This window comes from Enterobacter sp. BIDMC 30 (assembly GCF_000534355.1).
Classification (GTDB): domain Bacteria; phylum Pseudomonadota; class Gammaproteobacteria; order Enterobacterales; family Enterobacteriaceae; genus Enterobacter; species Enterobacter ludwigii.
Map to the genome: position 1 here is coordinate 2,059,397 of NZ_KI973169.1, position 21,633 is coordinate 2,081,029.

Consider the following 21,633-nt stretch of genomic DNA (forward strand, 5'->3'; position numbering starts at 1 on the left):
ACTTTCTCTGTATGTTGTATCCAGATAATCGATTCACGCTATCGGGTCTGCAGGCCGCCGCTGCCCTGTATCAGTTTCCTGCCGGGGCACCTGAGAATGCACGCGTCCTGGATTTAGGTTGCGGACAGGGCGAGGTGTTGTTATCCGCTGCGCTGGCCTGGCCTGATTGTGTCGGGATAGGTATTGATATTAACGAAGACGCTATTGCAGCGGGGCAGAGGCAGGCGCAGCGTCTGGGTATCGTCAGTATTGAACTGGTTGCGGCGGGTCTTAACGATGTGCTGAGCGTGTCACCGGGTGAGTTCGATTACATTCTTATTCGCGGGGACTTTATTCCTGCAGGCATGCCAGAGCGTGACGCGCTGTTGCAGTGGTGTCGTCGCCACCTGTCGGCGTATGGCATTATTGCCATCCACCAGATTTTTACCCCGCCTGAATCCGCGGCACAATACGTTCAGGATGCGTTAGCCTTCCACGCACGCCTTGCGGGCCGGTCAGATGAGAAGGTTGCTTTTGCTCGTGGTATGCTCAGCTATCTGGCATTGACCCAGCCGGAAGGGGAGATCAAAGACTATGTGCTCGCGATGGAGCGCGTTGACGACACGACCCTTATTGAGAGCCTGGCAAGCGCCACGCACATCTCCGGGCAGTTCCTTCAGTTCACCGATACTCTCTCATCCTGCGGGCTGCGCTACGTGGGGGATGCGCTGCCTCAGTACGAAACGGGTGAGAGCTTTAGCGAGCAAATTCATCAGCTGCACGCACTGGTCTCATCTGGGCAGGCATCGATTGCCGCGCAGCAATATCTCGATTTTGCCGTCAACCGTCGCGAGCGCGTCAGCCTGCTTTCCCGTGATGATACTGTTAACGCGGCGGCGCTGGATTTTACCCGGTTAAACACGCTGCACTGGGCCGGTGATTTCAGACGTTGCCGCAACGATCGCGGCGAGATCGTCAATGCTCACACCAACGCTGAAGGGAAATTTTTCTCGACGCAAAATACCACGACGCTGCATATTCTCGATCTGCTTGGCGGCGCATGGCCGCTGAGCCTGTCATTTGATCAACTGGTGAGCAACGCTCGTCTTCCCGAAAAAGAGGAGGATGTCTCCCAGAGCGTACTTGAATCTCTAAAAGATCTCTTTCTCAACCAAATTCCGGGGCTCCACTGGGCGGGTTCACCGGGGCCTTACAATGTTCAGCCTGAAAGTGAACTCACGTTAATTGCTCCTCTTCTGGTAGGGCAAGACTTTGACATCATGCTTAATCTCTGGGGGGAGCGTGTGACCCTCAGTGACGACGAACGGGAGTTCGCGATTGCCGGCATGGATGTGAATCAGGCCAGAAGCCGAGAGTGCTTTTCTGCACTGAAGGCGAAAGGACTATTGAAAGGTACCCCTGAAGCTTGGCGCAAAGCACTGCAGCGTTTTTTGCGTCTGGGGGATGTCGACTACCTTAAAAGCAACATTGATACGCTTTTACTGCTTAATGTCGGATCGCAACAGGGCGGTTTACTTGTTGACGGGCAGATTATGGCAGGGGAGAGGGATGAACAGGATCCTGGCATCGATCTCATTTACCAAAACGTAAACGCGCTGATTGCCGCAGGTCTGGCGAAAGACGCGCGCGATTACATTACGGGACAGATTGAAAACGATCCTCATAATCTGCATCTGCTTCGCTGCTCTTCCCGTGCAAGCCTGCTGATGGGCGACTGGGACGAGGCTCTGTTGGCACTCTGCCAGCTCATGAGCCGCTACTCTGCCGGGCAGGATATCTGGTTCGACCTGGCAACCGTGCTGCAGAAAAAAGGTGAGCTGCATTATGCCGCCCGGATCCTGCAGGCGCTGCTGCGGTTGAATAAACATAATGCGTCATTCTGGAATACGCTGGCGGTGGTTTATCATGCGCGTCGCAATATGGCCATGGCTGAACGCTGCGCCAGGGAATCGTTGCGCTATAACGCCACGAATCCGCTGCATCTCGCGATGATGGGCATTATTCTCAGTGATAATCAGAAACTGACGGAAGCACGCTATTTCCTCGAGAAATCGCTCGAGTTTGCGCCGGGTGATTTTGACTGTTTCACCAGCCTGCTGTTTGTTCTTACCCACGATTTTTCTGTCTCGCCGGAAGTGCTTTTCAATCGCCATCTTGCCTATGGTGAACTGGTGACCGAGTGGGCGACAAACTTCGACCTGGCGCTGCCGTGGCAGGGTAGTAAGGATCCTGAGCGGCCGTTGCGCGTCGGCTTTGTCTCCGGAGACTTCCGTAACCATCCCGTAAGCCGCTTCCTGCGCCCGTTCTGGGACGGCATGGATCGGGAGCGGTTTTCCCTCTACGGATATAGTACGCTGGATAAAGATGATGCCGTCACGGAGCACTTCCGTAACACCTCGACGAAGTGGTTATCTGTTACCCATCTCAATAACGTTGAGCTGGCAAAACAGATCCACAGCGACGGGATTGATATTCTTTTTGATCTCTCGGGTCATACCACCGGGACGCGTTTACCCGCGTTTGCCTTTAAGCCTGCGCCGGTGCAATTCACCTGGCTCGGTTACCCGGGCACGACCGGGATGCGGCAGATGGATTACCGCATTATCAGCACCGGGTTTGTCAGGAATGCTGCGATAGACGCTCAGTTCACTGAAAAGCTGATCGCGATTCCACTCGATAACTTCTTTGAGCCGGATGCTTCCAGCCCTGACGTCAATGCCTTGCCAGCCCTAACGAACGGCTGGTTTACCTACGGTAGTTTCAACCGCCCGAAAAAATTGAATGACCAGGTCTTTGCGTTGTGGGCGCGCATTCTGCTGCATAACGCCACGTCACGTTTGCTGATTGGTTTTATGGATGACGATGCGATGATCGCCCGCTACCGCAAAAAGCTCAATGCGCTGGGCGTATCGGATGAGCAGCTTATCTTCCGTAAAACGACGGGACTGGAATCGTATCTTCATATGCATCATGAGGTAGACATGTTGCTTGATTCCTTCCCGTACAACGGGGGAACCACCACCAGTCATGGCATATGGATGGGCGTCCCGACGCTTACCCTGGCAGGCGCAACCTATCCCGCGCGGCAGGGGCTGGAGATCTTGCATATCTACGGGCTGGATGAGTTTGTGGCGGAAAGTCAGCAAGACTATTTCGACAAGGCCGTTAGCTGGCAAACCCGACTGGAAACCCTCAGCGCTTTGCGTCAGAGCATGCGGAGCACAATCCCACTCCAGAGCCAGAGCAATGTGGCGATTCCTTTCCAGCAGGCCCTGCGCGGGGCCTGGCGAAAATGGTGTGCTGATGAAGCACCCCGCAGTTTCCAGGTATCAGGTACTGAGGATTAACTTATGAAAAATGTCTACGTTACCAGTCCACTTCTTCCGCCCCTTGAGGAGTTCATCCCTTACCTGGAGACCTTGTGGGAAAGTAAAATTTTGACCAACAGCGGGCAATTCCATCAGCAACTGGAAGAGGCGCTGGCGGCGTATCTTGGGGTAAAACATGTCTGCCTGTTCTCCAACGGCACGCTCGCGTTGCTGACGGCGCTTCAGACATTGCGTATAACCGGTGAAGTGATCACCACGCCATACTCTTTTGTCGCCACGTCTCACAGCCTGCTGTGGAATGATTTAACACCGGTGTTTGCTGATATTGACCCCGCCACTTTTAATATCGATCCGGATCGCATTGAAGAACTGATTACGCCTAAAACGACGGCGATCATGCCAGTCCACTGCTATGGTATTCCGTGCGATATGGAACGCATCCAGAAGATTGCCGATACCTATGGACTGAAGGTGATTTACGATGCGGCCCACTGTTTCGGCGTCAAACAAGATAACGCCAGCATTCTCAATTATGGCGATCTGTCCGTACTGAGCTTCCATGCCACAAAGGTGTTTAATACCTTCGAAGGGGGGGCCATTATTTGCCATGATGCCAAAACCAAGCAGCGCATCGATTATCTTAAAAACTTTGGTTTTGCCGATGAAACCATTGTGATGGCGCCGGGTATTAACGCCAAAATGAATGAAGTGCAGGCGGCCATGGGGCTGCTGCAGTTAAAGTATATTGACAGTGCGCTGCAGGAACGCGCGGTTATTTATCAACGTTACGTTGAACTGCTCGATTCCGCTCTTCCGGCGCTGGAGTACATTAAACCTGCCAGTAATATTGAATGGAATTACTCCTACTTCCCGGTACTTATTCGCGAAGATTCGGCGGTCAGCCGGGATGCTATCTATTCGGAATTACGCAAGCATAATATCTATGCCCGCCGTTATTTCTATCCGCTTATCAGCGCGTTCCCGATGTATCGCCACTTCCCGACGGCGAATGCACAACATCTCCCGGTTGCCGATGAAATTTCTCATGCGGTGCTCTGCCTGCCCATCTATCCCGGACTACTGGTGGCCGATCAACGTCGTATTATTGAGATTATCCAGGAACTCTTTATCAATGCCGCCCGTGCGGCAGAGCCTGCGCTTGTGGTCAATGGATAGGAAAGAAAACCGATGAAGCTGGCGATCATGCAACCCTATTTTTTCCCGTATTGCGGCTATTTCCAACTGATGGCGGCAGTGGATGCTTTCGTGGTGTATGACAACATCAAGTACACGAAAAAAGGGTGGATTAACCGTAACCGTATTCAGGTTCGCGGTGCGGAGTCATTAATCTCGCTGCCACTAAAAAAAGACTCGGACTTTCTGGATATCAGGGAGCGGCAGCTCTCAGCAGCATTTGACCGCAATAAGCTGTGCAATCAAATTGTCGGTGCGTATCGCCACGCACCCTCATTTTCCGCGGTAATGCCGATCGTTGAGGAGATTATTCAGAACCCGGAGGATAATCTTTTTAATTATCTGTGGCTGGGCCTGAACCGGTTGCGGGACTATTTTGGCTTCTCGTGTGAGCTAATTGTCTCGTCTTCGTTACCGGCGAATCACGCGTTAAAGTCTCAGGATCGCGTCATCGATATTTGTCAGGTGATGAACGTCCGTACGTATATTAACCCCCCGGGGGGCATGGCGCTCTATTCCCGGCAGGATTTTGTCGAACGCGGGCTTCAGCTGCAATTTATCCAGCCGCAACCGTGGCACTACCCGCATTCTGACGCGGCGTTTATTCCCTGGCTGTCCATTATTGACGTCATGATGTTTAACTCTCGCGATGAGGTGGTTCGTCGCCTGCAACTTGGTTATGAGTTAATTTAATATGTTTACATGGAAAAAATTGGGTAAGGTCTTTACCCCGCAGGAGGTGACTCATCTCCCTTGGCTTAAAGAGTTTGCTCAGGCCCCTGCGACGCTGATCTTTGATGATTTCGTGCGCGTCTATTTCTCCTGCCGCCCGCCTGCTGATGAACAGGGGAAATATGTCAGCTATTCCGCTTGGGTGGATTTGGCTCGTGACGATCTCTTCCAGGTATTGCGCTTTGCCCGTGAACCGATTCTCCCGCTGGGTGGATACGGAGAATTTGACGAATTTGGTACCTATCCCGTCTCCGTGATGCGCGATAAGGATGTGGTAAAAGCCTGGTATGCAGGCTGGACTCGCTGCGAATCGGTGCCGTTCAACGTGGCAATTGGCATGGCAGTAAGCCATGACCAGGGGGAGACCTTTGTTAAAGCGGGTCCGGGGCCAGCAATCGGTTACTCTCCGGATGAGCCGTTTGTAATGAGTGGGCCGAAAATTCGAAGATTCAATAACCAATGGCAGCTTTTTTATATTGCTGGTCGCAAATGGAAATGGGTGGATGGCCGCGCAGAGCCGGTCTACAAGATTCGCATGGCGACATCTGAAGATGGCATCAACTGGACGAAGCTGAATAAAGATCTGATCCCCAGCCGTATCGAAGAGGACGAGGCACAGGCCAGCCCGGATGTCTTTTACGCCAACGGCAAATACCATATGTTTTTTTGCTACCGCTACAGCGCCCATTACCGCGGAAAGCAGAACGGTTACCGCATCGGCTACGCGTGGAGTCTGGATATGATGTCGTGGCACCGGGATGATAGCAAAGCTGGCATTGACGTTTCTGCTTCCGGATGGGATGCAGAGATGATCAGCTACCCACACGTTTTTGAACTCGATGGCAATATTTACATGGCTTATCTGGGGGATCAGGTGGGCCGCTATGGCTTTGGCCTGGCACAACTTGAGGGCAAATTATGCTGACCCTGAAATGGCGTAAGCACGGGCTTATCTATTCGCCGTCACAGGTTCCTCCTCTGGCAAATGGGGTGGGTTTTGCCCAGTCTCCGCAAGCGCTGGTGTTTGATGACTTTGTCCGAATCTACTTTTCCACGCGTGAGCGGGAGGCGAATTCAGCAAAGTTTATTAGCCGTGTCTGCTATGTGGATATGGATAAATCTTTGCGGGAGGTGCTTCGTATCAGTCCCGAGCCGGTGATAGCATCTGCTGAGTTGGGCACATTCGATGAGCACGGTATTTTCCCTTGTAACGTTCTGCGTCATGAAGGAAAAATCATGGCATGGACAACGGGCTGGAATCGTCGCGTTTCGGTCTCGGTTGATACAGCCATTGGTTTTGCGGTAAGCACAGACAATGGCGAACACTTCACCCGTTTCGGTACTGGGCCCGTGATGGGCCCCTCATTGCACGAGCCACACTTAGTGGGGGATGCCTTTGTTATACATACCCGTGAACGTTTCCACATGTGGTACATCTTTGGAACGGGCTGGAAGAAGCGCACATCGGATTCGGTTCCGGATCGCATCTATAAAATTGCCCATGCGGAATCACACGATGGCATCCACTGGCAGCGTGACAGCCAGCAAATTATCCCTTCCGTACTGGGGGACGATGAATGCCAGGCACTGCCGACGGTGATTGAAATCAATGGCCGTTATCATATGGTCTTTTGCTTCCGTGAGTGTTTCGATTTCCGCACAGAGCAGGGGCGCGGCTATCGTCTGGGCTATGCCTGGTCTGATGATTTACACCACTGGCATCGTGACGACAGCCAGATGGCGTCGCTCGCGTCCGTGAATGACTGGGACAGCGAAATGCAGTGCTATCCCCATCTGTTCCGCTGCGATGAGAAAGTTTATTTGCTTTATAACGGTAACGCGTTTGGCAAAGCAGGATTTGGCCTGGCGGAACTGGTGTTATGAATTGCTGGGCGTTTTGCCAGAATCGCGCCTCACCGGAGGAGATCGTCGAACACTTTAATCAGTGTGACCCGCTTTTTGTCGCGTCTATTACCGAAATAATCGCGTTGCAGGACTATGCCAAAAAAATAGCGGAGCGGGCATGGCGAACCGAAGCCTGGCATAACAACACGCTCACCGGACTGGTTGCAGCCTATTATAACGCGCAGCGTCAGCAGGGATATATTACTCATGTTTCCGTTTTGCCTGACGCCCAGCATTGCGGTGTGGGTAGCAAGCTATTAATTCAAAGCATTGAACATCTACAGTCCCTGGGTGTAACGGAAATTAATCTTGAAGTCGATAAGAATAACGTGTCGGCACAACATTTATATCTAAAGCATGGATTTATCTTCGGCAGATCAAACGCTTCAAAGATAACCATGACTTTGCACAGTGAGATAACAACATGACCCTTCGTGATTACAATCTGGAAATCAAAGATACTGCCGATCATCAGTATGCCTATAACTTTGATTTTGATGTGATGCACCCTTTTATGATCCGTGCGTTCACACCATTTTTTAAGCCGGGTAATTTACTTGAACTTGGTAGTTTTAAAGGTGATTTTACCGCACGATTGACCGAAAAATTCAGCGACATCACCTGCGTGGAAGCCTCGGCAGAGGCGATGAATATCGCCAGTAAGCGCCTGGGGGAAAATGTCTCGTTTGTGCATTCCCGCTTTGAGGATGTTGAACTGCCGGAGCGTTATGACAATATAATTCTCACCCATGTGCTGGAGCATATTGACGATCCCGTTAACCTCTTAAAACGCATTAATAATGAATGGTTAACGGATGAAGGCCACTTTTTTCTGGTTTGTCCAAATGCGCATGCCGCCTCCCGACAGATTGCCGTAAAAATGAACTTAATCTCGCATAACAGTGCGGTGACGGAGGCTGAGTTTCAGCATGGCCATCGTTGTACTTATTCTCTGGATACTCTTGAAAGAGATGCCCGTCTTGCGGGACTTAACGTTGTTTATCGCACGGGTATTTTTTTCAAGGCGCTCGCTAATTTCCAGTGGGACAAACTTTTACAGACAGATATCATCTCAAAGCAATATCTTGAGGGGTGCTACGAGTTAGGCCATCAATACCCTGATTTATGTTCAAGTATATTCTTGCTATGTAAAAAAGGCTGACGTTATCCTTACCACAGGATGCATGTTATCCCTGCATGCATCGGTAACCCCCAAATAACCCCTTATTTTACCCACTATTCATCCAATTGAACGCCCTGCAGAATCGGATAATCATGCCGATAACTCAACTAACGCAGGGCTGTTTATCGTGAATTCACTCTATACCGCTGAAGGTGTAATGGATAAACACTCGCTGTGGCAGCGTTATGTCCCACTGGTGCGTCACGAAGCATTGCGCCTCCAGGTGCGTTTGCCGGCGAGCGTGGAACTTGACGATCTGCTACAGGCGGGCGGTATCGGGTTATTGAATGCAGTTGACCGATACGACGCTCTGCAAGGAACGGCATTTACGACTTACGCAGTTCAGCGTATTCGTGGTGCGATGCTGGATGAGCTGCGCAGCCGCGACTGGGTGCCGCGCAGTGTTCGCCGCAACGCGCGCGAAGTGGCGCATGCGATGGGGCAGCTGGAACAGGAACTGGGACGTAACGCAACGGAAACAGAAGTGGCGGAACGTCTTGGCATTGCTGTTGAAGAGTATCGTCAGATGTTGCTCGATACCAATAATAGCCAACTCTTCTCTTATGACGAGTGGCGAGAAGAGCATGGCGATAGCATCGAGCTGGTGACGGATGAGCATCAGCAAGAAAACCCGTTACACCATTTAATGGAAGGTAATTTACGCCAGCGCGTAATGGAAGCGATTGAGGCTTTACCTGAGCGCGAACAGCTGGTGTTGACCCTCTATTATCAGGAAGAGCTTAATCTCAAAGAGATTGGCGCTGTTCTGGAAGTGGGGGAGTCTCGGGTGAGCCAGTTGCACAGCCAGGCCATTAAACGTTTACGCACAAAGCTGGGTAAGTTATAGGTGATTGATTCACCTGAAAAATGCCGCACAACGTATTGACAACCAGGAGTTATCATGACGGTGCAGCAATCTAAAAGACGGCCTTTAAGCCGCTACCTGAAAGACTTTAAACACAGCCAGACGCATTGCGCCCACTGTAACAAGTTACTCGATCGTATCACGCTGGTTCGTCGAGGCGAAATCGTTAATAAGATCGCGATTTCACGTCTCGACACGTTGATGGATGAAGCAGCATGGCTCGAAGAACAAAAAGAGTGGGTGGCGCTTTGCCGTTTCTGCGGTGATCTCCACTGCAAAGAGCAAAGCGACTTCTTCGACATTATCGGCTTCAAACAATTCCTGTTTGAACAAACGGAGATGAGCCACGGAACCGTACGCGAATATGTCGTCCGCCTGCGCCGTCTCGGACAACATCTCACCGTGAACAACATCTCCCGCGATCTGCTGAAGACCGGCTATCTGGATGAGAATCTTGAGCCGTGGCTGCCTGCGACCAGCACCAACAACTACCGCATTGCGCTGCGCAAGTATGCACAATATAAGGTACAAATGCCGGGTGTGATAAAGCAGAAAGCCCACGCTGGAACAACTTCTGATATATATTAAAAAAGAATAAGATGTAGCGCAGTCGCCTTTGACCTTGCAGGTGATTTCTCTACACTACTCAAAAATTCCACTATATCGGGGTATTTATGAAATTAGCACTTCTGGGTCGTCAGGCGCTGATGGGTGTAATGGCAGTCGCGCTGGTCGCGGGTATGAGCGTGAAAACGTTCGCCGCAGAAAATCTGCTGAATAAAGTGAAAGAGCGCGGTACGCTGCTGGTCGGGCTGGAAGGAACCTATCCTCCGTTCAGCTTCCAGGGCGATGACGGTAAACTCACCGGTTTTGAAGTGGAATTTGCACAGGAACTGGCGAAACACCTTGGCGTGAAAGCCTCCATCAAACCGACCAAATGGGACGGTATGCTGGCATCGCTGGATTCCAAACGTATTGATGTGGTGATTAACCAGGTGACCATTTCTGACGAGCGTAAGAAGAAGTATGACTTCTCCACGCCGTACACCGTGTCTGGTATCCAGGCGCTGGTGAAGAAAGGTAACGAAGGCACCATCAAAACGGCCGCTGACCTGAAAGGCAAAAAAGTCGGTGTCGGTCTGGGAACCAACTATGAAGAGTGGCTGCGCCAGAACGTTCAGGGTGTGGATATCCGCACTTACGATGATGACCCGACAAAATACCAGGATCTCCGCGTAGGTCGTATTGATGCGATTCTGGTTGACCGTCTGGCCGCGCTGGATCTGGTGAAGAAAACCAACAATACCCTGGCGGTAGCCGGTGATGCGTTCTCTCGTCAGGAATCCGGTGTAGCCGTTCGTAAAGGCAACGACGACCTGGTTAAAGCGATTGACTCCGCGATTGCTGACATGCAAAAAGACGGCAGCCTGAAAGCCCTTTCTGAGAAGTGGTTCGGGGCAGACGTCACGAAATAAGTCTTTGACGTTAAAAAAAGGCGCTTTTAAAAGCGCCTTTTTTATTTCTTACGCGTCTGCGTGCATAATGAAAAATATCACCTTGAGTCTGTGTTACCGGAGAACCCATGTCACTACAGAATTTAACGCGCTTTCCCCGCCTGGAGTTTATCGGCGCGCCGACTCCGCTGGAGTATCTGCCGCGATTTTCTGACTATTTAGGACGCGATATTTTTATTAAGCGCGATGACGTAACGCCGATGGCGATGGGAGGCAATAAGCTGCGTAAGCTGGAGTTTCTGGCCGCTGACGCCCTGCGTGAAGGCGCGGATACGCTCATTACCGCAGGTGCCATTCAGTCTAACCATGTCCGTCAGACTGCCGCGGTGGCCGCAAAGCTGGGTCTCCACTGTGTGGCATTGCTGGAAAACCCAATTGGAACGCACGCAGAAAACTATCTGACTAACGGCAACCGTCTGCTGCTGGATCTGTTTAACGTACAAGTCGAAATGGTCGAGGCATTAACCGACCCGACCGCACAACTTGATGAACTGGCGACGCGTCTGGAAGCGCAGGGTTTTCGTCCCTACATTATTCCTGTCGGCGGCTCGAATGCGCTGGGCGCGCTGGGGTATGTAGAAAGTGCGCTGGAGATTGCCCAGCAATGCGAGGGGGCGGTCAGCCTCTCTTCTGTCGTTGTTGCTTCCGGCAGTGCAGGTACCCACGCAGGGCTGGCCGTAGGTCTGGAGCAATTATTACCCGATGTCGAGCTTATTGGCGTGACGGTATCGCGTAGCGTCGCGGACCAGAAGCCGAAAGTGGTCACCTTACAGCAGGCGGTGGCAGAGCAACTGGCGTTGAAGGCAACGGCTGATATCCAGCTCTGGGACGACTATTTTGCACCAGGCTACGGCACGCCTAATGAAGAGGGGATGGATGCGGTGAAATTGCTGGCGCGCCTCGAGGGTATACTGCTTGATCCCGTGTATACGGGCAAAGCGATGGCCGGTCTTATCGATGGCATTGAACAGAAGCGCTTTAAGGATGAAGGGCCGATTTTGTTTGTTCACACCGGCGGGGCACCTGCGCTGTTTGCCTACCATCCTCATGTCTAAAATCAGGTCGAAAAATAATAATGCAAGAAAGTATTCAACTGGTTATTGATTCCCTGCCGTACCTGCTTAAAGGTGCGGTATTTACGTTACAGCTCAGTATTGGCGGGATGTTCTTCGGTCTGGTACTCGGGTTTGTGCTGGCCTTAATGCGTATGTCACCCGTCTTACCAGTACGCTGGGTGGCGCGTTTTTATATCTCTGTGTTTCGCGGCACGCCGCTTATCGCGCAGCTCTTTATGATCTACTACGGTTTACCGCAGTTTGGTATTGAGCTGGATCCGATCCCGGCGGCGATGATTGGTTTGTCGCTCAATACGGCGGCATACACCTCTGAAACGCTGCGTGCGGCAATCTCGTCCATTGATAAAGGGCAGTGGGAAGCGGCGGCCAGTATCGGTATGACGCCCTGGCAAACGCTGCGCAGAGCCATTCTGCCTCAGGCGGCGCGTGTGGCGCTTCCGCCGCTCAGCAACAGCTTTATCAGCCTGGTGAAAGACACGTCGCTGGCGGCCACCATTCAGGTACCGGAACTGTTCCGTCAGGCGCAGCTTATTACCTCGCGCACCCTGGAAGTGTTCACCATGTATCTGGCGGCCTCGCTGATTTACTGGGTAATGGCGACGGTGTTATCCGCCTTGCAAAACTATTTCGAAAACCAGCTTAACCGCCAGGAGCGTGATCCAAAATGAGTGCTATCGACGTTAAAAACCTGGTGAAAAAATTCCACGGTCAAACGGTGCTCCACGGGATTGATCTGGAGGTAGAGCAGGGCGAAGTGGTCGCCATTATTGGCCCGAGTGGTTCCGGGAAAACAACGCTGCTGCGCAGCATCAACCTGCTTGAACAGCCTGAAGAAGGCACGATTCGGGTGGGGAACATTACGATTGATACCGGCAAATCCATCAGCCAGCAAAAAGGTCTGATTCGCCAGTTGCGCCAGCATGTGGGCTTTGTTTTCCAGAACTTCAATCTCTTCCCACACCGGACGGTGCTGGAGAACATCATTGAAGGCCCGGTCATTGTAAAAGGGGAAGCCAAAGAGGACGCGACGGTTCGCGCGCGCGAGTTGCTTGCAAAAGTCGGGCTGGCCGGTAAAGAAACCAGCTACCCGCGCCGCCTGTCAGGTGGTCAGCAGCAGCGTGTGGCGATTGCCCGCGCGCTGGCGATGCGTCCGGATGTGATCCTCTTTGATGAACCGACCTCTGCGCTCGACCCTGAGCTGGTGGGCGAGGTGCTGAACACCATCCGCCAGCTGGCACAGGAGAAACGCACAATGGTTATCGTTACCCACGAGATGAGCTTCGCTCGTGACGTGGCGGACCGCGCCATTTTCATGGATCAGGGAAGGATCGTGGAGCAGGGGCCGGCAAAACACTTATTTGCCAACCCACAGCAGCCGCGAACCCGTCAGTTCCTTGAAAAATTCCTTATGCAGTAGAATTTTTGCACTAATTTGCTCCAGAAAATTCATCTGGGGCAAATTATTCTCCCCCTGCGCCCGACACCGTGTTTTTTTATTCCGCTCAGGCCCAATAAACCTTATCAAATGTAAAGTTAATTGTGCTGTTGCCGATATTTTGTAGTTAGAAATAAGTTTTATGTGTTAGGTTATATTCACCATAATAATGAATATCATTTCAGAGGCTTCATTTAGTAAGTATGAAGGATTCAGACTTTTTCACCTGGCGACGGGAATGCTCCCTCCGGTTTCAGAAATTGACCTGTGCCGACGAGGTATATCAGGAACTTCAGCGACAAACTCAGGCGCTAGAATTCGATTATTACGCACTCTGCGTACGCCATCCCGTGCCTTTTACGCGGCCTAAGATTTCTGTGCATACCACTTATCCGCCACAGTGGCAGGCGCAATATCAGTCGAAGAATTATTTCGCCATTGACCCGGTGTTAAAACCGGAGAATTTCATCCAGGGGCATTTACCCTGGACTGACGAATTATTCGCGGATGCTGAGGAATTATGGCATAGCGCACGGGAACACGGCTTACGTACAGGAATAACGCAGTGTCTGATGCTGCCGAATCATGCTCTCGGTTTTCTGTCGGTTTCTCGTACTAGCATGCTGGAGAGCCCGCTAGACCACGAGGAAATAGAGCTGCGGTTACAACTGCTGGTGCAAGTGGCCTTAACATCGTTGATTCGATTTGAAGATGAGATGGTGATGCCGCCTGAGATGAAATTCAGCAAACGTGAACGGGAAATTCTTAAATGGACCGCGGAAGGGAAGACGTCGGCGGAAATTGCGATCATTCTCTCCATCTCAGAGAATACGGTTAACTTTCATCAGAAGAATATGCAGAAGAAATTCAATGCGCCTAACAAGACGCAGATCGCGTGTTACGCGGCGGCGACCGGGCTTATTTGAGTAGAGAGTACGTTCTGCGTGTCAGACGAGGCAACGGCTGAATGCACCGCATCCAGCCGTTTTTTATTACTGGCGGTAGGCTTGTTTAATTTGCTTAACGGTGTTGGCAAATACCGCGGATTCCGCCTGGTCTTCCATCTGCGCGATTTGTTTTTCCATTTTAATGATCACACGACCGGCGTCAGCCTGGCCCATCGCCTGTAGCATCAGCGTTAGCAGCGATTTCAGGCAGTTTACTTCCTGTGCCAGTTCCTGGTTATTCTCCGCAGTGGCAAATTCAGGTGTGCTCATTTATTTTCCTCATTATAAAACGGCGCTCGTGCGCGACGATGAAAGTCAAGGCGGCGGAGTATACCACAAGGCGCAGCAAAAAATGCAGCGGTTGTTTTTCGTACTTTTACACTGGATGTTTATTTGCGTAAACAACGCGTGCCGCTAAACTGTGCGGCGTTAATAGCGACGAATTGTTTATACCCGGTTCGCTTGCCGTTAATTATTGTTACAAAAATTTAAGAACTGTTTTTTTACGGACTCAGGCGACAGGTTTTTTGTAACTTTTTGAATACAGATGCTTAAAAAAAGCTGCACAAGCCCTGGTGGCGCGGGCTCTCTTTCCACGTTCTGTACAGCCTAATTTCCAAAAACGAGAGCGAAATCGAATAGCCGATTTTTTAACGTTTTAATCTTGTGAGGAAAACCGTTAATATAAACCAAATTATCACTCAGTAGCGTTATCCCTATTCTGGAGACATTTCCTTTGATCAACGTCCTTCTTGTTGATGACCACGAACTGGTGCGCGCAGGGATACGACGCATTCTTGAAGATATAAAAGGTATTAAAGTTGCTGGTGAGGCTTGTTGCGGCGAAGATGCCGTAAAATGGTGCCGCACTAATTCAGCCGATGTGGTGTTGATGGATATGAACATGCCCGGTATCGGTGGTCTTGAAGCAACCCGCAAAATCGCGCGTACCTTTGTTGATACAAAAGTCATCATGCTGACCGTGCATACTGAAAACCCGCTGCCCGCGAAAGTGATGCAGGCGGGCGCTGCCGGTTACCTGAGTAAAGGTGCCGCGCCGCAGGAGGTTGTCAATGCTATCCGTTCCGTGTTTGCCGGACAGCGTTACATTGCTTCCGACATTGCTCAGCAGATGGCCCTGAGTCAGATCGAACCCGAGAAAACGGAATCGCCGTTTGCCAGTTTGTCCGAGCGTGAATTGCAGATTATGCTGATGATCACCAAAGGTCAGAAGGTAAATGAGATCTCGGAACAGCTGAATCTTAGCCCGAAAACGGTGAACAGCTATCGTTATCGCATGTTCAGCAAACTGAACATTCATGGTGATGTTGAACTGACTCATCTGGCCATCCGGCATGGTTTATGTAATGCGGAGACGTTGTTAAGTCAGTGAGTGATGTGTTCGATTCAAAAGCATTTCTGAAAACCGTAACCAGCCAGCCTGGCGTCTATCGTATGTATGACGCTGGCGGTACGGTTATCTACGTGGGGAAAGCGAAAGATCTCAAAAAGCGCCTCTCCAGCTATTTTCGCAGTAACCTTGCCTCCCGCAAGACCGAAGCACTGGTCGCACTCATACAGAATATTGATGTTACCGTCACGCATACCGAGACGGAGGCGCTGCTGCTTGAGCATAACTATATTAAGCTCTATCAGCCGCGCTACAACGTGCTGTTACGCGATGATAAATCCTATCCGTTTATCTTCCTGAGTGGCGATACGCACCCCCGGCTTGCTATGCACCGCGGTGCAAAACATGCCAAGGGTGAATATTTCGGCCCGTTTCCCAACGGCTATGCCGTCCGTGAGACGCTGGCGCTGCTGCAAAAAATCTTCCCTGTTCGCCAGTGTGAAAACAGTGTCTATCGCAATCGCTCACGCCCGTGTCTGCAGTACCAGATTGGCCGCTGTCTGGGGCCATGCGTTGCCGGGCTGGTGAGTGAAGACGAGTATGCGCAGCAGGTCGAGTATGTGCGCCTGTTTTTAGCCGGGAAAGACGATCAGGTATTAACGCAGCTGATCGCCCGGATGGAGAAAGCCAGTGCAGCGCTGGAGTTCGAAGAGGCCGCGCGGATCCGCGACCAAATCCAGGCGGTGCGCAGAGTCACTGAGAAACAGTTTGTCTCGAACACCGGTGACGATCTCGACGTGATCGGCGTTGCCTTTGACGCCGGCATGGCCTGCGTGCATGTGCTGTTTATTCGTCAGGGTAAAGTGCTCGGGAGCCGCAGCTATTTCCCGAAAGTGCCGGGAGGGACGGAGCTGGGTGAGGTGGTTGAAACCTTCGTCGGGCAGTTCTATCTGCAGGGGAGTCAGATGCGCACGCTGCCATCGGAGATCCTGCTTGATTTCAATCTCGATGATAAAACGCTTCTGGCGGATTCGCTGTCAGAACTGGCTGGTCGTCGGGTTAACGTGCAGACCAAACCGCGCGGTGACCGCGCGCGTTACCTGAAGCTTGCCCGGACCAACGCGGCGACGGCGCTTACCACAAAACTGTCCCAGCAATCGACGGTCCACCAGCGTTTAACGGCACTGGCTACGCTCCTGAAGCTGCGGGAGGTTAAACGGATGGAGTGTTTCGACATCAGCCACACGATGGGCGAGCAGACCGTGGCCTCCTGCGTGGTGTTTGATGCTAACGGCCCGCTGCGCGCGGAATATCGTCGCTATAACATCACGGGGATCACGCCGGGCGATGACTATGCCGCCATGAACCAGGTGCTGCGCCGTCGCTACGGTAAAGCCATCGAAGAGAGCAAAATCCCGGATGTGATACTGATTGACGGCGGGAAAGGGCAGCTCGGGCAGGCGAAAGCGGTCTTTGACTCACTTGATGTGAGCTGGGATAAAAACCATCCGTTGCTGCTGGGCGTGGCAAAAGGGGCCGATCGTAAAGCCGGTCTGGAGACGCTCTTCTTTGAACCGGAGGGGGAGGGCTTCAGTCTGCCGCCGGATTCTCCGGCACTGCATGTTATCCAGCATATCCGCGATGAGTCACACGATCACGCCATCAGCGGGCACCGGAAAAAACGGGCGAAGGTAAAAAACACCAGTACGCTTGAGACCATCGAAGGCGTCGGGCCAAAACGCAGGCAGATGTTGCTTAAATATATGGGCGGATTGCAAGGATTACTCAATGCCAGCATGGAGGAAATTGCAAAAGTGCCGGGTATTTCGCAAGCGCTGGCAGAAAAGATCTACTACTCGTTGAAACATTGAGGGCTCTGTAGCAACATAGAGCTAAATTTTACTGACAACAAACAGTTACCGTCATTATGCAATTTAATATCCCTACGTTGCTCACTCTTTTTCGCGTTGTGCTTATCCCGTTCTTTGTACTGGCGTTTTACCTGCCAGTCGTCTGGGCCCCTTTTGCCTGTGCACTGATTTTCCTGGTGGCTGCGGTTACGGACTGGTTTGACGGTTATCTGGCACGCCGCTGGAACCAAAGCACCCGCTTCGGTGCCTTCCTCGACCCGGTCGCCGATAAGGTCATGGTCGCTATCGCGATGGTGCTGGTGGCTGAGCACTACCACACGTGGTGGGTAACGCTGCCTGCAGCAACCATGATTGGTCGTGAGATCATCATCTCTGCGCTGCGTGAGTGGATGGCGGAGCTGGGTAAGCGCAGCAGTGTCGCGGTATCGTGGATTGGTAAAGTGAAAACCACCGCGCAAATGGCCTCGCTGGTCTGGATGCTCTGGCGTCCAAACGCCTGGGTTGAGTGGGCGGGGATTGGGCTGCTGTGGGTTGCTGCGGTACTGACGCTGTGGTCTATGCTGCAATATTTAAACGCTGCCCGTGGCGATTTGCTTGATCAGTGATCGTTTCGACGTAATTTTCAGCAAACGATCCGGGGATGCAAAAAATAACGTTGACTCATACCGTCATATCAGTAGAATGCAACGCATCGAACGGCGGCACAGCTAGCCGGACGATAATGAAATCAAGTGGTTAGAAGTTAACTTGATGACATGCGGGAATAGCTCAGTTGGTAGAGCACGACCTTGCCAAGGTCGGGGTCGCGAGTTCGAGTCTCGTTTCCCGCTCCAGATTAAAGACATGCGCAATAGCGGGTGTCGCGTAAAAAAGTTTTACGGCGCGTTAGCAAAGCGGTTATGTAGCGGATTGCAAATCCGTCTAGTCCGGTTCGACTCCGGAACGCGCCTCCACTTTCTTCCCTGGCCGGATGGTGGAATCGGTAGACACAAGGGATTTAAAATCCCTCGGCGTTCGCGCTGTGTGGGTTCAAGTCCCACTCCGGCTACCATGGGAAAAAGCAGAATAATCAAAGCAATAAGCAGTGTCGTGAAACCACCGAAAGGTGGTTTTTTTGTGCCTGTTTTTCGCCGTATACCCTAGTTTCACCCTTCAACTTCGCCACAATAAGAGGGCAATCATGCCCAACAATGGCCATTACCGATAGGATCTGTTGGCGTCGGTCGTCAGCTGCGAAATCACGGTTTTAAATACTGATGGCACTGTCTCTCTGCGTCACCCGGCCCAGAAGGGTCCTCTAAACCGGGTAACGCAGTCGCACTACCAGGCGGTATGGTACAGCTCGCTAATATCTGCCAGGCTCGCTTCCCGTGGGTTGCCGGCAGTACAGACATCATCATATGCCGCCTGGGCCAGCATCGGGATATCTTCTTTTTGTACTCCAGCCTCACGCAGATGGAGCGGGATGCCCACATCGTGATTAAGCCTGAAGACGGCATCCACGGCAGCATTGCGCGCGTCTGCAAGGCTCAGTCCTTCCACTTTCACGCCCATCGATTCAGCATCATAGTCTGACGACGGACGTTTTATCCACCCAGCTTAACGTCAGTAAAGAGACCATTCGCCGCGATCTCAGCGAACTGCAGGCGCAGGGAAAAGTGCTGCGCAACCACGGTCGGGCGAAATATATTCACCGGGAAAACCAGGACAGCGGCGATCCATTTCATATTCGCCTTAAGAGCCACTTCACGCATAAAGCGGATATCGCCAGAGAGGCGCTGGAGTGGATTGAAGCCGGGATGGTCATTGCCCTGGATGCCAGCTCAACCTGCTGGTATCTTGCGCGGCAACTGCCTGACATCGATATTCAGGTCTTTACTAACAGTCACCCTATCTGCCTGGAACTGGGCAAACGTGAACAGATTCAACTTATTAGCTCCGGCGGTAAACTCGAGCGTAAGTATGGCTGCTACGTTAACCCCTCGTTGATTTCACAACTCAAACTGCTGGACATCGACCTGTTTATCTTCTCCTGCGAAGGGATAGACAGTCATGGAGGGTTGTGGGATTCCAACAGGGTCAACGCTGGCTTCAAATCGCTGCTACTCAAGCGCGCTTCTCAGTCTTTATTGTTGATAGATAAGAGTAAGTTTAATCGTTCAGGGGAGGCCAGAATTGGGCACCTGGATGAGGTAACGCATATTGTGTCTGACACACAACTGAATGAATCAGGGCTGAGACAATAAGCCACCTGACATATTATGACGCAATTAAGTCTATTAGGGATGTGTTTGTTCGCGATAGCGTTAACGTATTATTCATTCCGTATAAGATTTTTAACGCGGGGAGGGTAAACAAAAGATGTTAGCAGCACAAATAAGAAGGGGATTACCCTTAAACAAGGGCATCTACAAGAACAGCAATACATTCAGAGTAATTATAAATATTTCTTAGCCGCATCCAGAATTTCCTGAGAAGTCAGCTCCCTGTCCGACGCCACATAAACCACTTCATGATCGCCGGTCAGAGAAGGAAAACCTGCGGACATTATCTGCAGGTTTATCGCTTCACCATTCGGATATTCCTGCCGTATGGATGTAATACCCTTAAGCACGGTGACAACATTGCTCGGTTTACCATTGAAAAAGACGATGACTTTCTTCATATCTCACCTTGTTGGTCGTTATCTGCTTAAGCACCTTCTCTGTGAAGGCGAGGGGGATCAGGACGGCGCGAAAATTTTTGTCTGGCTGTCAGGTCTGTCTGCGAATGTCATCGTCGATTTGCAGAAAATGCATTTAGCGCCATACGGATTTTTTTCAGACACATCAAAAATCGACGTTCTGTATTGGGAGCCATGACAACATGGGCATCTGAAGTGAATATTTAAGTTGATATCATTTACCTTTTTTAACATTAGCGGTATTTAATTTTCGAAAAAACGTTGCATTTGTACTTTCTTTGGTTTTTGCAATCATTCGGAAATAAAAGCAAGCAATCATCTTCGTGAACGTGTATGGTGACAGTCGTTTAAATCAGGAGATGCCTATGTCAGGACGTAAAAATACACAATTCCGTCGCAATTACTTAGTTAAATGTCCATGTCCAAACTGTTCAAAAGACTCTGAGCATAGTTTCAGCCGTGTACAAAAAGGGGCTCAACTTGTCTGCCCACACTGCAGCACTCTTTTCAAAACCGCTCAAAAATTCTAAAAATGCATTTGCCAGATGATGAATTTGCGTCTTTACAGACGATCTCATTTGGCAAAGCAACATTGAAGAAGTGATGCTTTTGGAGGTTGCCTGACCTCTTACGCACTTTGATATTTTACAAGCAGCTCGCTTCTGCTTTAAGACTCTTCGTGCAGCAGACCTGCACTTCATCACATCGGTCAGCACACTCTTTCTACGAGAAAAATATGCTGACCTGTTGCTCAGAAAAAGCCTTCTAATCCAGGACCCGTCTACTCAGGAAAAATCCATCATCGTGATCGCGGGTCCGTGATAACTTTATCTATCGCAAAGTATTACGCTTGCAGCAGCAGGGCCTTTTTCGCCACTCTGGATAGCAAATTCGACCTTCTGGCCTTCAAAGAGAGTTTTAAAATCATCGCCCTGCAGAGCAGAAAAGTGCACAAACACATCTTTGCTGCCATCGACAGGAGAGATAAAACCGAAACCTTTATCTTCGTTAAACCACTTAACCAAACCTATAATTCTTGAAGACATGCAGACTCCTTGTGAGTATTTGAAATGCTAAGAAACGTATAATATTAAACGTATGGACTCAAAAGGAGGGGATATCAGCGATAGCGCCTGGTTATGAGGACTGCCGGGTAAAATTTTTTACGCTCGTGTGTGGATTAAACCAACGACTTCATTAATGCATGAGGCGGGAGAATTAGCAATTTTTATTTTAGCCTTCCGGAAGGCTCACATAAAAAGTGTCACACTGCATTAGCTTAAAATTAATTTATGTGTATAGTTAATGCATGTTTTCTAAGAGGATCTTATTTGTCTCGTAAAATGACAGGAATTGTCAAAAGTTTTGATATGCACAGTGGTAAAGGCCTAATCATCCCTTCAGATGGTCGAAAGGACGTTTTTCTCCACATTTCAGCCTTTAATAACAACGAAAAAGAAACGCTCCTTCCCGGGATTCGCGTTGAGTTCTGTCGTATCAACGGACTCAGCGGACCGATGGCCGCAAATGTCTATCTTTCATAAATAA

The 21,633-nt window shown here is 50.8% G+C and carries 24 protein-coding genes, 3 tRNA genes and 1 pseudogene; 23 read left to right on the forward strand and 5 right to left on the reverse strand.

The features are described from left to right. The first annotated feature begins 11 nt into the window (after positions 1-11). The 14 genes from L466_RS12510 to sdiA all read left to right on the forward strand — a co-directional run bounded on the left by L466_RS12510 (position 12) and on the right by sdiA (position 14,159). On the forward strand, positions 12-3,347 hold the full coding sequence (locus L466_RS12510; RefSeq protein WP_032680747.1) for a bifunctional class I SAM-dependent methyltransferase/glycosyltransferase: 3,336 nt from the start codon (positions 12-14) through the stop codon (positions 3,345-3,347). Between the two features lie 3 nt (positions 3,348-3,350). Beyond that, entirely contained in the window at positions 3,351-4,505 is a 1,155-nt protein-coding gene (locus tag L466_RS12505; RefSeq protein ID WP_032680748.1) for a DegT/DnrJ/EryC1/StrS family aminotransferase, read from the forward strand. A 12-nt stretch (positions 4,506-4,517) separates the two neighbouring features. After that, entirely contained in the window at positions 4,518-5,216 is a 699-nt protein-coding gene (locus tag L466_RS12500) for a WbqC family protein (protein WP_032680749.1), read from the forward strand. A gap of 1 nt (position 5,217) precedes the next feature. Next, complete coding sequence (locus L466_RS12495) at positions 5,218-6,180, forward strand: glycoside hydrolase family protein (protein ID WP_032680750.1); 963 nt, start codon at positions 5,218-5,220, stop codon at positions 6,178-6,180. After that, entirely contained in the window at positions 6,174-7,139 is a 966-nt protein-coding gene (locus L466_RS12490; RefSeq protein WP_032680751.1) for a glycoside hydrolase family protein, read from the forward strand. The genes L466_RS12495 and L466_RS12490 overlap by 7 nt, the downstream gene beginning before the upstream one ends. Beyond that, positions 7,136-7,588: a GNAT family N-acetyltransferase gene (locus tag L466_RS12485; RefSeq protein WP_032680752.1), complete on the forward strand. Its 453-nt coding sequence runs from the start codon at positions 7,136-7,138 to the stop codon at positions 7,586-7,588. Before L466_RS12490 ends, L466_RS12485 begins: the two co-directional genes overlap by 4 nt. After that, complete coding sequence (locus L466_RS12480) at positions 7,585-8,322, forward strand: class I SAM-dependent methyltransferase (RefSeq protein WP_032680753.1); 738 nt, start codon at positions 7,585-7,587, stop codon at positions 8,320-8,322. Before L466_RS12485 ends, L466_RS12480 begins: the two co-directional genes overlap by 4 nt. A 148-nt stretch (positions 8,323-8,470) precedes the next feature. Beyond that, positions 8,471-9,190 carry an RNA polymerase sigma factor FliA gene (locus tag L466_RS12475; protein WP_014170714.1) on the forward strand — a complete coding sequence of 240 codons (720 nt, stop codon included), beginning with the start codon at positions 8,471-8,473 and terminating at the stop codon, positions 9,188-9,190. A 54-nt stretch (positions 9,191-9,244) separates the two neighbouring features. Continuing rightward, the gene (gene fliZ / locus L466_RS12470; RefSeq protein ID WP_014170713.1) at positions 9,245-9,796 is read left to right on the forward strand and encodes a flagella biosynthesis regulatory protein FliZ; all 552 of its coding nucleotides are present in this window, start codon (positions 9,245-9,247) and stop codon (positions 9,794-9,796) included. A gap of 86 nt (positions 9,797-9,882) precedes the next feature. After that, positions 9,883-10,683 carry a cystine ABC transporter substrate-binding protein gene (tcyJ, locus tag L466_RS12465; RefSeq protein WP_020883350.1) on the forward strand — a complete coding sequence of 267 codons (801 nt, stop codon included), beginning with the start codon at positions 9,883-9,885 and terminating at the stop codon, positions 10,681-10,683. 107 nt (positions 10,684-10,790) lie between these two features. After that, a complete protein-coding gene (gene dcyD, locus L466_RS12460) occupies positions 10,791-11,777 on the forward strand; it encodes a D-cysteine desulfhydrase (protein ID WP_014170711.1) in 987 nt (328 codons plus the stop codon). A 20-nt stretch (positions 11,778-11,797) separates the two neighbouring features. Next, entirely contained in the window at positions 11,798-12,466 is a 669-nt protein-coding gene (gene tcyL / locus L466_RS12455; RefSeq protein ID WP_014170710.1) for a cystine ABC transporter permease, read from the forward strand. Next, positions 12,463-13,215 carry an L-cystine ABC transporter ATP-binding protein TcyN gene (tcyN, locus tag L466_RS12450; RefSeq protein WP_014170709.1) on the forward strand — a complete coding sequence of 251 codons (753 nt, stop codon included), beginning with the start codon at positions 12,463-12,465 and terminating at the stop codon, positions 13,213-13,215. Before tcyL ends, tcyN begins: the two co-directional genes overlap by 4 nt. Before the next feature lie 221 nt (positions 13,216-13,436). Next, complete coding sequence (gene sdiA, locus L466_RS12445) at positions 13,437-14,159, forward strand: transcriptional regulator SdiA (protein ID WP_014170708.1); 723 nt, start codon at positions 13,437-13,439, stop codon at positions 14,157-14,159. A 66-nt stretch (positions 14,160-14,225) separates the two neighbouring features. Here sdiA and L466_RS12440 read toward each other — a convergent pair whose 3' ends face one another. After that, positions 14,226-14,450 carry a DUF2594 family protein gene (locus L466_RS12440; RefSeq protein WP_003859644.1) on the reverse strand — a complete coding sequence of 75 codons (225 nt, stop codon included), beginning with the start codon at positions 14,448-14,450 and terminating at the stop codon, positions 14,226-14,228. A 466-nt stretch (positions 14,451-14,916) separates the two neighbouring features. Between L466_RS12440 and uvrY the strand changes: the two genes are divergently transcribed. The 6 genes from uvrY to L466_RS12410 all read left to right on the forward strand — a co-directional run bounded on the left by uvrY (position 14,917) and on the right by L466_RS12410 (position 18,453). Beyond that, a complete protein-coding gene (gene uvrY, locus L466_RS12435; protein ID WP_013096026.1) occupies positions 14,917-15,573 on the forward strand; it encodes a UvrY/SirA/GacA family response regulator transcription factor in 657 nt (218 codons plus the stop codon). Further along, positions 15,570-17,402 carry an excinuclease ABC subunit UvrC gene (uvrC, locus tag L466_RS12430; protein ID WP_032680754.1) on the forward strand — a complete coding sequence of 611 codons (1,833 nt, stop codon included), beginning with the start codon at positions 15,570-15,572 and terminating at the stop codon, positions 17,400-17,402. The genes uvrY and uvrC overlap by 4 nt, the downstream gene beginning before the upstream one ends. 56 nt (positions 17,403-17,458) lie before the next feature. Continuing rightward, positions 17,459-18,007 (forward strand): CDP-diacylglycerol--glycerol-3-phosphate 3-phosphatidyltransferase, encoded by a 549-nt coding sequence (pgsA, locus tag L466_RS12425; RefSeq protein WP_014170706.1) that lies wholly within the window; start codon positions 17,459-17,461, stop codon positions 18,005-18,007. Positions 18,008-18,159: 152 nt separating this feature from the next. Then, positions 18,160-18,235 (forward strand) — tRNA-Gly (locus L466_RS12420). Between the two features lie 46 nt (positions 18,236-18,281). Then, a tRNA-Cys gene (locus L466_RS12415) sits at positions 18,282-18,355 on the forward strand. 11 nt (positions 18,356-18,366) lie between these two features. Then, positions 18,367-18,453, forward strand: a tRNA-Leu gene (locus L466_RS12410). 269 nt (positions 18,454-18,722) lie between these two features. On the opposite strand, the pseudogene L466_RS12405 reads toward L466_RS12410, so the two are convergent. Further along, positions 18,723-18,965, reverse strand: a pseudogene (locus tag L466_RS12405) (iron-containing alcohol dehydrogenase); the annotation flags it as partial. Between L466_RS12405 and fucR the strand changes: the two are divergent. After that, positions 18,923-19,648: an L-fucose operon activator gene (fucR, locus tag L466_RS12400; RefSeq protein WP_032680757.1), complete on the forward strand. Its 726-nt coding sequence runs from the start codon at positions 18,923-18,925 to the stop codon at positions 19,646-19,648. The pseudogene L466_RS12405 and the gene fucR overlap by 43 nt on opposite strands. 191 nt (positions 19,649-19,839) lie before the next feature. Here fucR and L466_RS12395 read toward each other — a convergent pair whose 3' ends face one another. After that, complete coding sequence (locus L466_RS12395; protein WP_014170703.1) at positions 19,840-20,067, reverse strand: hypothetical protein; 228 nt, start codon at positions 20,065-20,067, stop codon at positions 19,840-19,842. A gap of 57 nt (positions 20,068-20,124) precedes the next feature. Next, positions 20,125-20,319: a cold shock small protein YmcF gene (locus tag L466_RS23955; RefSeq protein ID WP_032669962.1), complete on the reverse strand. Its 195-nt coding sequence runs from the start codon at positions 20,317-20,319 to the stop codon at positions 20,125-20,127. Between the two features lie 131 nt (positions 20,320-20,450). On the opposite strand from L466_RS23955, the gene L466_RS23865 reads away from it, so the two are divergent. Beyond that, the gene (locus tag L466_RS23865) at positions 20,451-20,615 is read left to right on the forward strand and encodes a YnfU family zinc-binding protein (protein ID WP_214579409.1); all 165 of its coding nucleotides are present in this window, start codon (positions 20,451-20,453) and stop codon (positions 20,613-20,615) included. Positions 20,616-20,912: 297 nt separating this feature from the next. Here the strand turns inward: L466_RS23865 and L466_RS12390 are convergent, their stop codons facing one another. Continuing rightward, entirely contained in the window at positions 20,913-21,131 is a 219-nt protein-coding gene (locus L466_RS12390; RefSeq protein ID WP_014170702.1) for a cold shock domain-containing protein, read from the reverse strand. A gap of 285 nt (positions 21,132-21,416) precedes the next feature. Here L466_RS12390 and cspF point away from each other — a divergent pair, with 285 nt between their 5' ends. Next, positions 21,417-21,629, forward strand: coding sequence for a cold shock-like protein CspF (gene cspF / locus L466_RS0122420; RefSeq protein ID WP_025203826.1), 213 nt, complete (start codon positions 21,417-21,419; stop codon positions 21,627-21,629). Positions 21,630-21,633 lie beyond the last annotated feature (4 nt).